This window comes from Pseudomonas sp. HLMP (genome assembly GCF_046365545.1).
Classification (GTDB): Bacteria; Pseudomonadota; Gammaproteobacteria; order Pseudomonadales; family Pseudomonadaceae; genus Aquipseudomonas; species Aquipseudomonas guariconensis_B.
In genome coordinates this window covers 2,665,249-2,677,524 of sequence record NZ_JBDLLR010000001.1, presented here as the reverse complement: position 1 = coordinate 2,677,524, position 12,276 = coordinate 2,665,249, and the positions used below count along the sequence as shown (strand labels likewise).

The window sequence follows — 12,276 nt, the reverse complement described above, 5'->3', positions numbered from 1 at the left end:
TACCCGCGAAGACGATGCGCTGCATCTGCATCAACGATGCTGTAAATCTGGTTACCGGCCAGCGCGCTGAGGAGACGCCTGGCTCTGGCCCTTTCGTCATGCGCGCCGAGGGCCACCACCTTTCCCTGAACATCGAGACAGGAAAAGCCGTCCGGCGCTACTGCGTAGAGGTAACCGGCCACTACATGGCGCCGAAGAAAGCCGGCGGCATGAAGCGCGTGAACAAAACGGTCTCGGTGGTCGCCAACTACTGCCCGTTCTGCGGCAAAAAGTGCACGGCAGACGATGAAGAGACAACCAGAGCCACATCAGCCTGACGTTAACTGCCCATCTGTGCCCGCCCATACAGGAAAGCATGGCGCAGAGCCCACGTTGCCCATGTCGATTTACAGGCGCAGTCATAGAAGGTTCTGCGGTGTGGGTGGGCAGAAAATCACCAACTCACTGTCGCAGATAGGCGAACATGTGTTGTACGTAATCGGCCTTCCCGAGCGGCACACCGTTGTGACGCAGAATGTTGTATGCCGTGACTAGATGAAAGTAGAACTGCGGTGTAACCCAATTGACTGCGTACTCACTGCCAGTCATATCAAAAGTGATGCTATTTGGTAGCTCAATCGCGATTTGGAGCTCTGCTGCTGCATCTACCGTCGCTGCATCAGCAGTGTCGAGAATTCGTAAAGTTCGCTCGATCAGCGCCTTCGCCGATGCCATATCCTCTGGCGGCGAGAGCGACTCCAGCGGCTGCCGTGTAAGCCGCTGAACCGCCTCCTGCGCCTGGACACACGCATACTGAACTTGCCTAGCGAGATTGTGCATGTCTGGTGCTAGCCGAGACTCAAGCAAGATTACCGGATCATAGCCACGATCACGGGCGCAGGTCTCTCCCTTAGATAGAAGAGCCGATAAGGATCGTAACATCTGGGCAAAACAGGGGATGGTGATTGCGTAGATCGACATATATTTTCCCTGAGTAATCATTCGACATGGGCACAGGCAATCAACCTTTTTCACTGTCACCCAGTGTGCTGAATCCTAGCAGATAACTGCAGCTTACCCGCCAACAGCATTTTTTACTGCCCCCAAGTTCTTTGACATAGAGAGATTTGAGCCGGAGACCGACGCCAGGTGTTTTACGGGGCGCTGGACTTCATCGCCAGCGCAGAGCGCCCTGCCCCATAGACAGTTCAGGGGGAGACAGTGCGGTGTTGATGGATGCGCGAGCTTAGTGCACCGCGAGGCCGAAAGGCGGCGCCGCAGGCTGTGCGGCAAAGCCGGGTTAGCTCCGGCCTCACCCCCCTTCCCTTGACGGTCAGGAAAGACTGACCCGATCCATCCCCCCGACATTGCAATGGTGATCGCCATGCATCGCGAGCCCGCAACGCTCATCAGTGCGCGGCCGTTTTGTCGAGATCTGCGTCGGACATCACCACCATGTGATTCTTCGTGCTGCTGAGCGCTTGCCATTGGCAGCGTCCACGGCACAGATATGCAGTGCGATGAGCGCGGTGCTGACGAAACTGACGGCCATCAGGGTGGGCAAGGACCGAATCGACTTGTCTCCCTGCCCCCATTGACCACGCCTGCGAACGAGCCAGCCTCGGCCCACGCTGTCTCCCGTGCAATTGCCCGGATCACCTTTTCGGACCCGCTCAGCTTGGCCATATGCCCCCTTGCTGATGGCGTGATGGCCTCAAAGGGGACTTATCACGAACAACCCGAAACGTCACTTACTGCCGAATGCCAAGGGTTTCTGCTGGTCGACGTGAGTAATGCCCTTATAAGATGTCTCTCTGGTTATTGGCATTTTCAAAATCCCAGAGGTAACACTGGACCCTGACCCGTGAACACCTACTTTGACTTCTCAAACTCAAGTAGAGGAACGTTATGGCTGATGAAATAGACGATGATCGTCCTGTTTACCGGGCAGCCTGCCATTGCGGGGCGGTACAGTTCTCATTGCGCTTGACCGATGGCACGCGTACAGCACGTAGATGTAACTGCTCCCTCTGCCGTATGCGTGGTGCCGTGGCGGTATCAGCTAACCTGGGCGACATCACTATTACCCAAGGGGAAGAGGCGCTCACTCTTTATCAGTTCAACACACGCGAAGCGAAGCACTACTTCTGCTCTAAGTGTGGCATCTACACCTTCCACCGGCGCCGTTCTGCGCCCGATCAGTACGGCGTTAATGTGGCCTGTATTGAGGGAATGAGCCCATTTGATTTCCCAGAGGTGCCTGTCAATGAGGGTCGGACTCATCCTAAAGACCGTGTAGGCAGGGGCTCCGGGGTTGCAGGATGGGTGCGATACGAAAGCAATGCAGAGTGACTGCACAGCTTGCTTGGAGACAGCACTGCGAGGCTGTGGCTCTCGCTGCAAAGAGCACGTCTATTATGCGCCTCCCGCTGGTTCAGCGGCATAAGCCATGAAGCCTAGAGGAAGCAAGCTCGAGGTTGAGACTGAGAAGCTTCTGGCTGTCCGCGAGCGTCCGCTTTCAACCAAAAGCTGCCGCTGGGTAGAAAAACCATCACCCACAAAAAAGCCCCATTTTCAGGGGCTTTGATGAGAAATATGGCGGAAGCGTAGAGATTCGAACTCTAGGATAGTTGCCCATCGACGGTTTTCAAGTCCATAATTTTTTCTTTCAAAATCAATGGTATAGCCAATTTTATGTTCCGCATTTCACCTAATCTGAACGGGCTGAAACCCTTCCGTAACAAGGGTTGCATTTTCAGTTGCGGAACTGATTTTGAGTCGCTGACTACAGACTTTCTCAGTGGAGAAACGGAGCTGCGCCAGCGAGGGCGCGTAGCTGATAGGCCTGAATAGCTCCGGAGAATGACACTGCTTGTATGCGGAGATGTTCAACGTCATCTGCAGCTAGCACACCTTTCGCTGCTCCATATCGGCGCAAAGGCTCAGAGGTTTGAGCCATCAGTCGAGATGGAACATCGGCTGCCCCTGTGAGTGCAGGGAGTGTAGCGCCCCTCGACCTCACTATCAGCTGTCTTTAAGGGGTAGGCCGCTCGTACCATTGCTCAGTGCTTCCGTTATAGGCAAACTCCCAGCAATCAATTAGGCCTCCGACGTAATTTAACTCGCCTTCTTCGTCAGCCAGAATCTCTTTTCGCACCAGGCCTTTAGCAACTCTGAGATCTTCAGTCCCCCGATCATGGTAGGCTCCGGGTTTGGACTTCCGTGCCGGCGGCTCTGGAGCCTCTCGCAGAGTTTTCATCAACTGCTCTGCTTCTTCCTGAAGCGATCTACCTAACACAACAATCTCGTTTTCCTCCAGCCTGCGATATTTGAGAGTCGCGTACTTAGGAAACTCATCTGTCAGTACCACTTCCACTTGGTAAAGAGCCGGTTTCCGTGCTTCCCAGCAGTAAAGTGCAACTGCCAGTTGACATCTAATGGCATTGAAGGTGCTCTGATCCAACAAACGATGTGCAGAGACATCTTTCAGAGCACGCCGAATTACGTGTGAGATCACCTCCATTTGAAAATCTGCAGTCAAAGCTGGAAGATTTCGGGAGTCAAAAACAATGTCATCGTCCCAAAATTCAGCATGATTTACTTGGATTGCTTGATCGGAGCAGTGTTTGACGATTTTGAACTGGCCATCCACAAAGGTGTAACGGAGCTGACCGAGATGCTCCTGGATACCGTTTATCATGTGACCGAATGTCAATGCACTGCCTGAAAAAGCAATGACACATGTACTTGTAAACGATTCGAAATATCGCCTGAAGGAGCCCTCCAGATCGAAACTTGGGCTCCAAACCTTCACTGGAATGCTACGGATTTTTTTGAAAATCTCGATGAGTCGATCACGTTTATCGAATCGACCGTCCTGAGACAGGAGGGTATCACCCACGAAAAAAATTCGGTCGTAAAGCTTCGTGTTCCACGAAGCGACTCCTGTGTAACCAGCAACAATCAAGGTCATGACCAGCTCCATGCCAAGGAAAATCGACTTATCTAGCCAGAGTTTCGTCCTGCCCGCTAGTCTCGCTTGTGATGGACTTGTTAGCTGATCGCAGCAAGGGCACCGCATTGGATGCCTTCGGGTACTTTGGCGAGCCCCCCCTGAACATCCACGCCCTCCGTAATGACTCGAGCCCACCATCCAGAGCTAAGCCGCTTCCACAATGGTGCAAACAGTAGCGCGATAACTCGTGATCTCGCGGGGAATCGTGTGTACCCAGTTCAGGTATTTCAACTCGTCAGAAATCCCACTCACACGAAGCAGCGCATCCAGCCCGAATAGACTGATTGAATCTAATGCGGTTGCAATGTCGAGTTTCGGTTCACTTGCTGTAAACCGTTCACAACCAATCCACTCTCATCGTAAAGCTCTGGCTCCGCCCCGCGATCAATGATGGAATCCTATACGCCAATCACTGAGAATGACCGCCCCGGACTCCAAAAAATAATCCTTACAAATCAGGCGCTTAGCGATTTTAGCAAGTGGCTTTTTTGTGCCTGGATGGGCTGATTTGGCTGGATAATGCCAACTTTATGACAGCCCTCCCAACCCATTCCACATCTGCGGCTGTGCCCCCTTCGCCTCAAGCGGCATTGTATTTTCCGACGATTTTCCGGTTTGAAATCGCACCACAGCGATCTGCTGAGGGTATTAAATCTGTGTCGGCTTACACACAGAGACCCACACATGCCGACACATGCCCCCAAGAAGTACCTGATCAGTCACGCCTCGCTGCAGCATTGCTTTGACAAGAGCCGCTCTGGCCTCGAAAAGCTGCGCGAAACCGATCCCAGCTTTCCTCGCCCTATCAAATTCGGTCCGAGCAAACAGGATGGGGTTTATTTCGTCGTCGCGGAAGTGGAAGCCTGGCTAGAGAGCAAGATCAGCGAGCGTGACGGAGTCATTCGGGCTTTCTCTGAGAGAGATGAGCAATGACCGCACACGAGCAGATACCGTCGTTTTTGGCAGAAATGCCCAAGGCGGCACGCGCCTCATATCTGAACCCAAGCATTGTGCCAAAGCCACTGCCGAACGGGTTGGTCAGGGTTATGCCCTGGCGTGGAGAGCTACTGCCTGCTGTTCTTCAAGAATACGTGCGGGATGTCGCTGATCGCACCCAGTGCCCGCCGGATTTTGTTGGGGTCGCGCTTGTAGTTGCTGTCAGCGCCGTGGTCGGGCGCAAATTCACCATCCACCCGAAACAGCATGATGATTGGACTGTCGTTCCCAACCAGTGGGGGGTCATCATCGGACGGCCGTCTGCGATGAAAACACCAGCGCTCAAGCAAGCGCTTCGTCCCTTGAACGCATTGGAGACAAGAGAGCGAAATCAGCACTACAGGGCGTTGGAGGAATACAGGACCAACAGCGAGCTGCTCGATATCGAGCGCAAGGCTGCTAAGAGCAAGGCTACAAAACTTGTCGGCAGCGGCGACAAACTTGGAGCGCGGGAGGAACTCACCAAGGTTTCTAGTGACGTGCTGCCTCCAGTGCAGCGCCGTTACACCGTCAACGACTCAACGGTCGAGAAGCTCGGCGAGCTGCTCAACGAAAACCCGAACGGCCTGCTGCTAGTACGTGACGAGCTCGGGGGCTGGCTCGCAACAATACAGAGCGAGGACGGCTCAGTGGCACGCGCTTTCTACCTGGAGTGCTTCGATGGCAACGGCTCATTTACCTACGATCGTATTGGCCGAGGCACCCTGTTCATCGAGTCATGTTGTTTATCGCTGATAGGCGGCATCCAACCCTCACGAATCGCCTCCCTAGTGAGCGCCGCGATCAGCGGCGAACTGGATGACGGCCTGATTCAGCGTCTACAACTCGCCGTCTATCCCGACGATATCCATGAATGGCGTCTGGTCGATCGCTGGCCGAACCAAGCTGCCGCTGAGCACGTGGAACAGATTATTGACCACCTCGACCAGCTCCCACCCGAGCCTCGTACTGCGCTCAGGTTCAGCCCGGAAGCACAGGGAATATTTAACGCCTGGTATACGCATCATATGCAACAAAGCCGGAACGAAGAACTTCACCCAGCATTGCAATCCCATTATCTAAAAATGCCGCAGACCATTGCGGGGTTGGCCCTACTGTTCGAACTGGTCGAAGGTGGACAGAGAGCCGTGGGCACAGAGTCCACGTCCCGCGCCATTAACTGGGCGAGCTACCTGATGAGCCATGCCTTGCGACTCTACGGCGCAGCTATCAACGCTCCACTACTCGGTGCCAGGCTGATCCTGGAGCGTCAGCAGAAATTACCCGAACCGTTTACCCCACGCGAGGTGCGTCAGAAGGACTGGATGGGATTGGGCTCGCAGGACGCGGTGAACAATGCACTCGCAGTTCTGGCTGAACACGACTTAATCATTGGCTACGAGGTGGCCGGAGAAAAAGGTGGCCGCCCATCAACACGCTACATCTGGCGAAAAACGTAGCCTCGACCCATCCTGTTTACCAAAAGGCAGGTAGGGCAACCTACAGAACCTACGAAACTAAGTTCTGTAGGTTTTGTAGGCACCCTTTTCCTGATTGGGATAAGTAATCAGCGCCCAAATGGACGCACCTGAGCGCTTGGGGCAGTTGCCAGTGCTTGCGAACCGGCCGCTCTGAATCTGTCGAATCAGGCCGGGATCGGCCAAAAGCCATCATTGCAACTCGTCCGACTCATCAGTCTCGCCGAACAAGAATTTCCAAGTATGCCAAATCGATCGCCCAACGTTGTGAATGAGTTGCTCTCCTTGCCGCAATGACGATTTTTCCTCATCGACGCCCGCGAGCTTGATCGCATCTGTTACCTTTGAGCCAGTAGGGTGTGCATCTCCCACTCGCATATCATAAGCACCGGCAATCTCAGCAAATACTCGCCTGGCTTTGTCGTCTCCAATTTTCTCAGCCAAAATACTTTGGAGTAACTTGTTTGATCCGAGCTTGGATTTCTCTTGGTGTGTAGAAATCTTGCGTAGCTCAGTTATGTTGAGCCTATCCGAGAATACGCGAATGATGTCCTTGGCTAACCTGAGTAGGGACGCTCTGTCTTTGCTTGCAAATCTTGATATTTGCTGCCCTGCTTCGGAGTCTTCAATATCATGGGTGAACAGAGATATTCCATATTTATGCCTGAAGCCGTCTTCCAAAAGCCTCATACTTCCAAAAAACATTTCTTCAACCGCATATGTGGATGCCGGTTTCGCCCTCATCTGCGCGTCCAGCAGCTCACTTGAAACCTTTCCTTCAGGAGCTACATTATGCCCAGCCCAAACATGCTGCTCCCATGGGGCGAGTCGTGCGATGTCATAAGCATATACGGTGATAAGATCCGAGCTATTTATCCCGAAATGAGTTTTATATCCTGACGTGGAATTAATAGCTCCAGTTTCAGCCGTGTACCATGCTAACTTAAATCCTCGGCTATTCAGAAGCTCATTCACGACGCTGGCCCGAAACCATAGCCAACGGCCTATATCCTCGTTATCAAGTTCTGCTGATCTCATTCGCGTTCCGTCGGTTTCCACGATGAATTGCGGGAGGTTCGGATCTGCATCTCCACGAACGCGTAGGCTTTTTGATTGGTGGTCTATCCATTCCTCACGCCAAAACTCCCCCTCTACCCGTACACCCTTATAGCCTCCACGATGCCCCTTTGAACTCTCATGGTCAGTGTTCGAGTCATTCTCAGGGCCCATCACAGGGGCGTCTTCATCCTCATCTACGTCCGTTCGCCAGGCTCGAAACATCGCCCAGCTTCCCCCAAAAACATCATCAAGCTTACGAACGATTAGGGTGAACTTACCGTTATCTCTTTCCTCATTGTGAGGCTGCAAATTTGAATATGCGCTGTCCTCGAATACGGGGACGTTTTCTACCCTCTGTCGGTAGTACGCAAGGCGGAGCGACAGATTTCTGGCCGCTAGGTAGTCGAGTAAAAATTCTCTTTTTATTTCTATCTGACGATGCTCGCCATCTTCACTCACTGTCTCGCGAGCTACCACAACGAAATTCTCTTCCGGCCTGACCCAGCTGTCCCCCTCTTTGACCAAGTGCAGCGCGACTACCAAATCAGGGCTCAGTATCCATTTTCTGCCACCAACAACAGGTTGCGGGTGTTCATAAACTAGATTGACACCTATTGGCTCTTTATCGTTGTATTGATATTGGTCAATGGACGCATAATATCCATCTTCGTATGCATAAGGCGCGACCGTGTGCCCAATGCCGATGTCGCTCCATCCAAGACGTTCCTCAACCAGCTGGCGATGCTCTGGCGGGAATGCAACGGAGCCACAGCCGAAATACTCACTGACATAGCCTACTTCTTTTAGATCCCCTTTCTTGCTCTCAAATGACGCTCTCAAAGGAACCCACGCCGCGTTAGAAAATACCCTGCGGGTTTCCTTGGTCTGGAGAATCCACTCTTCACTCATGGTCGAATTTCCGTTATTCATTACAGCATGCTGGGATTAAGCAATGGCCTTCGCTTGAGGCCCTCAACAGGATGGTTTGCGCGAGCTGGCAGATCAACAGGGCCATCCCGGGATGTCACAGATATCAATAATGATTCGCCCCCTAATTTCGTAGTCACTCGACGACCGCTTCTGGCCGCACGCAGCCACCTTCGGCGGCCATTCTTGACCGGCTCGGTCTACCGATCACTATCTGACTATTATGAACGCACTTCACCGTCGTCATTCGTTGCCCATTCACCGTACTGGCCCTGCGCTCAGGAAGACGCACCGTCATCTGCCGTCCCTTTCTCGTCGCAGCCGGAGCCTTGTACTTACACCTTTGATGCCGGATCGTCATCTGACGCTGGTTTGTTGCTACCACTGGGGCTCCCCCGTGAACAGATTACCCCCTCAGGAGCGACATCATACTGACATCATTCCTTCACAACGCTAATTGCCTGGAAAAGCCCGTGAAAACGCTGAAGCCCAGTATTCATGCGGCTTGCAGCCACAACACCCCTTCACGACACCTCTTAACGACACCCCTTCTCAACGCTAATTGCCTGGAAAAGCCCATGAAAACGCTGAGACCCAGTATTCATGCGGCTTGCGGCCACAACACCCCTTCACGACACCTCTTGACGACACCCCTTCCAGCAAATCGATAAGTTTCTCTATGGGAGGTGAAGCGTCAGACTCCCATAAGCAATAGATGGGAGGTGAGCCCTGTTTTTTACGATGTGTCGCGAAGCGGATGTCAGGGCCACCCAAAAGCGCCTGATCAGAGATTTGGGTTTTCCGAGATCGAGGGGAGACTGTGCTTACCTACATCGAGGAGCACTACCATGGATCTGCTCGCCACCATTGCCAACCTAATGGCCTCAATCGTCCAGCCGACAAAACCGCTGTACACACAGTGGTATATCCCACCCTGGGGAAAGCAGTCGTGCTGCATGACGGTCTCAACATCCGCAGTGAGCGCACGTGGCACCAGTATCCCGACTCGCTGACCGGTGAAGAAGAGAGGTCGACCTACCCGTTCGATCTTCATATCGACGATAACGCGGTCTGGGTCTAGCCCGCCATGCAGGCTCAGACTGACAATAGCAGCCTGCAGAGCAGCTTCATGAAGCTGATGGAAGACGGTTGGGTAAACCCGGTCAACGGACAGCCGATGATGGATGGCTGCCTCGATGTCATGGGCAATGCTTACGGCATGGGCTCGATGAGCGACAGTCTGTAGTTCGATCACGGCAGCACGTTCGCAGACTGAATCAGCGCCCGCCAGTTGCCGGCGCCAGAACGTTGAACCAGCATGCAAAATTGCTGTGCGTTTCTGTACAGTGAACGAGTCTCTTAGACTCTGATGCCCATCAGCACGGGAGAAGAACATGGACCGGTTTGAGCTACTAATCTATTCAGTGTTCGGCGTGCTCTGCGCCTTGGGGGTAACAGCTGCGATTGGTTACAGGATCGCCGCTTACCTGGACAAGCAGCACGGCAACAGCAAACACAGCGGAACACGCCCGAACTCGACTGCCGATTAATTGGATCAAGTGAGCAATCAGGTCACTTTCAAGCACGTGCCCAGTCAAGGAGGATGACATCGTGAGCAAAGTTGAATGCCAGTGCTGTAAGAGGATGATGGTTCCGAAGGTGATCACCAGCGCTCCGCTTTACGTGAGCGGAGTTCCCCTAGGGGGTGGTGATCCTGAATCATCTGTATGCCCCTTCTGTCTGTCGCCGAAGTGGATGCTCACCGAGTGCCAAGCTTTGGCCGCGGGCAGGGCCAACGCAGAGTTCTACGGCATCATGGTTCTCGCCCTAGTAAACATCGTTGCCTTCGTCCGTTTCGGCGAACTGGCGGGCGGTATAGCGCTTGCGGTGTCAGTCGCAACCGTTTTCATGCGCGCCAGGATGATTCGAGCCCTCCGCCGTCGTCAGGGACGTTAATCGAGCCAGTGCAATCCGGGCGACCTAAATACCGCCTGGGTAGTTCGTACCGAGGCCACAGCTGCTGGCTGCACGTAGAACTGCTTCGCTAGCTACGTCTAGAATGTCTGGCTTACTCGTATATCAGTGGATAGGTATCGAATGGACAGTGTGCGGGAAATCGAGGATCGCATGATTAGCTTCCTCCGAAGCCAAGACCACGTGACGCTTCTCGACGGTCATGTCGCTCAGCCTGATAGAGTCAAGATTGCCGATTATCTGTTTTTCAACAGGCAAGCGGTTGTCGAACTCAAAACGCTGAAAATTGATCCAAAAAATAAGATTTTGGACGGTGCCAAAGCGCTAATGGAGTCTGACGATTTTCCGCTGATCTTTGGCGAGTATGACCTCGAAACCGCGATAAAGAACACGCCAGGTGGACAAGAGCATCTGGACAAAATTTTCTCTAACGCAACTAGGATGGTTGAGGGGGTGCTTAGAAATGCCAAACAACAGATTGCCTCATCGAAAAGGCTATTGGGCCTTGATCCCGACACTCCAGGGATCGCGCTTATATTGAATGACACCGTTGAAAGTATTCCTGCCTCTCGGCTCGCTGACAAGTTCAGCTCCCGGCTCACCGGTGACGGCAAAGAGCCAGGCCGGTTCTCGGAGATTGATTTTATAATTTTGATCCAAACTACCTACCGGCTACAGCAAAGTAATGGTATATCGACGCGCCTGCCCACCTTTATTATAAGCAATCCCTTCAATGCTCATCGCCATCATAAAATTGAGCAAGAAATTCAGTTTTTTTTGCAAGCTTGGGCACATTCGCAAGGTCACAACTTTGAAAGTACGAGCGAAACCTCTGGCCTCCAATTTGAGCACAACCACGCCCCTCGGCCTGGCCCTCAGTCTTTACAGGAATTGGTAGAAGCACAGTACCGGGCACGCAGGTATATGAGCGAATGGAGCGAAGATAGACTGATAGCTCATGGCAAGGATGTGATTCAGAAGATGCTCCCAATATTTCTCATAGACGCGGAAAAGCCTTCAGAAGCCGAAGCTCATCTCTACATAAAGCAATTTACTGAGCTGCTTGAGGAAGGTCGGATACGGGGATTTGACTTGAGGAAAGTATTGAAAGAGATCCCTAAGGCCAAATAGTTACTATTCGTCTATCGCTTTGATTCGGAGGACTGTCGTAGTAGAGCAATTGGCGTGTCTGGCCGTCGCGCGTATGCCCAGGCCGGCCTCTAATAGCTCTTTCACTCGCTTGTGTAAATCGGCATCAACCGGACGTCCTTGGTATTTCCCGGCCGCTCTGGCCTTTTCAATGCCTTGGGCCTGTCGCTCTCGCCGCTGTTCGTAATCCTTCCGGGCAATAGCTGCCATCATTTCCACAAGCATTGAGTTGATAGCCCCCAGCATACGGCCGGTGAACTCGTCGCCCTTGGTATCCTGCATTCCTTGGTAGCTGGTAGGCAGGTCAAGCGCGACGATGCGCAGGCCCTTGGAGTCGATGGCGGCTTTGAGTTTTTGCCAGTCCTCAACTGGGAGGCGCGAAAGGCGGTCTATAGATTCCACCAGCAGCACGTCACCCTTGCGGGCATCCTTGAGCAGTCGCAGCAGCTCAGGCCGATCTGAGGTGGCGCCGCTGGCGTTCTCCAGGTACACGCTCGCGATCATCTTGTTATGGCCGCTGGCGAACTGCTCGAGCGCGTCCCGAGCGCGGCCGGCGTCTTGTTCTTCGGTGGAGGCTCGGAGATATGCGCGGGTGAACATGATGTGTGCCTGTATCAGTTAGGGCGTTCCACTAAAAACGTTTCACTTTGGGTGTTACTTATCAAGCGGAAATTTCGAAAGAAGCAAAACAAGCTCTGTATCTGGTTAGGCATACCCAAA

10 protein-coding genes are annotated in these 12,276 nt (G+C 53.1%); 6 read left to right on the top strand and 4 right to left on the bottom strand.

Annotated features, from left to right (window positions below; all coding sequences use genetic code 11):
* Window positions 1–14 precede the first annotated feature (14 nt).
* The gene (locus ABFA30_RS12485) at window positions 15–317 is read left to right on the top strand and encodes a hypothetical protein (protein WP_225789216.1); all 303 of its coding nucleotides are present in this window, start codon (window positions 15–17) and stop codon (window positions 315–317) included.
* A 124-nt stretch (window positions 318–441) separates the two neighbouring features.
* On the opposite strand, the gene ABFA30_RS12480 is transcribed toward ABFA30_RS12485, so the two are convergent.
* Complete coding sequence (locus tag ABFA30_RS12480; RefSeq protein ID WP_253091558.1) at window positions 442–960, bottom strand: DUF1993 family protein; 519 nt, start codon at window positions 958–960, stop codon at window positions 442–444.
* A 927-nt stretch (window positions 961–1,887) separates the two neighbouring features.
* Here ABFA30_RS12480 and ABFA30_RS12475 point away from each other — a divergent pair.
* On the top strand, window positions 1,888–2,331 hold the full coding sequence (locus ABFA30_RS12475) for a GFA family protein (RefSeq protein WP_253091110.1): 444 nt from the start codon (window positions 1,888–1,890) through the stop codon (window positions 2,329–2,331).
* 682 nt (window positions 2,332–3,013) lie between these two features.
* Here the strand turns inward: ABFA30_RS12475 and ABFA30_RS12470 are convergent.
* Window positions 3,014–3,952 carry a hypothetical protein gene (locus ABFA30_RS12470; RefSeq protein ID WP_410045508.1) on the bottom strand — a complete coding sequence of 313 codons (939 nt, stop codon included), beginning with the start codon at window positions 3,950–3,952 and terminating at the stop codon, window positions 3,014–3,016.
* 726 nt (window positions 3,953–4,678) lie between these two features.
* Here ABFA30_RS12470 and ABFA30_RS12465 point away from each other — a divergent pair.
* The gene (locus tag ABFA30_RS12465) at window positions 4,679–4,927 is read left to right on the top strand and encodes a helix-turn-helix transcriptional regulator (RefSeq protein WP_410045507.1); all 249 of its coding nucleotides are present in this window, start codon (window positions 4,679–4,681) and stop codon (window positions 4,925–4,927) included.
* Window positions 4,924–6,429 carry a YfjI family protein gene (locus ABFA30_RS12460; RefSeq protein WP_410045506.1) on the top strand — a complete coding sequence of 502 codons (1,506 nt, stop codon included), beginning with the start codon at window positions 4,924–4,926 and terminating at the stop codon, window positions 6,427–6,429. Before ABFA30_RS12465 ends, ABFA30_RS12460 begins: the two co-directional genes overlap by 4 nt.
* Window positions 6,430–6,639: 210 nt before the next feature.
* On the opposite strand, the gene ABFA30_RS12455 is transcribed toward ABFA30_RS12460, so the two are convergent.
* Complete coding sequence (locus tag ABFA30_RS12455) at window positions 6,640–8,415, bottom strand: hypothetical protein (protein WP_410045505.1); 1,776 nt, start codon at window positions 8,413–8,415, stop codon at window positions 6,640–6,642.
* A gap of 1,629 nt (window positions 8,416–10,044) precedes the next feature.
* Between ABFA30_RS12455 and ABFA30_RS12450 the strand changes: the two genes are divergently transcribed.
* Window positions 10,045–10,389 (top strand): hypothetical protein, encoded by a 345-nt coding sequence (locus tag ABFA30_RS12450; protein ID WP_031761371.1) that lies wholly within the window; start codon window positions 10,045–10,047, stop codon window positions 10,387–10,389.
* A gap of 171 nt (window positions 10,390–10,560) precedes the next feature.
* Window positions 10,561–11,538: a hypothetical protein gene (locus tag ABFA30_RS12445; RefSeq protein ID WP_410045504.1), complete on the top strand. Its 978-nt coding sequence runs from the start codon at window positions 10,561–10,563 to the stop codon at window positions 11,536–11,538.
* Between the two features lie 3 nt (window positions 11,539–11,541).
* Here the strand turns inward: ABFA30_RS12445 and ABFA30_RS12440 are convergent, their stop codons facing one another.
* A complete protein-coding gene (locus tag ABFA30_RS12440; protein ID WP_410045503.1) occupies window positions 11,542–12,156 on the bottom strand; it encodes a recombinase family protein in 615 nt (204 codons plus the stop codon).
* Window positions 12,157–12,276: the final 120 nt, after the last annotated feature.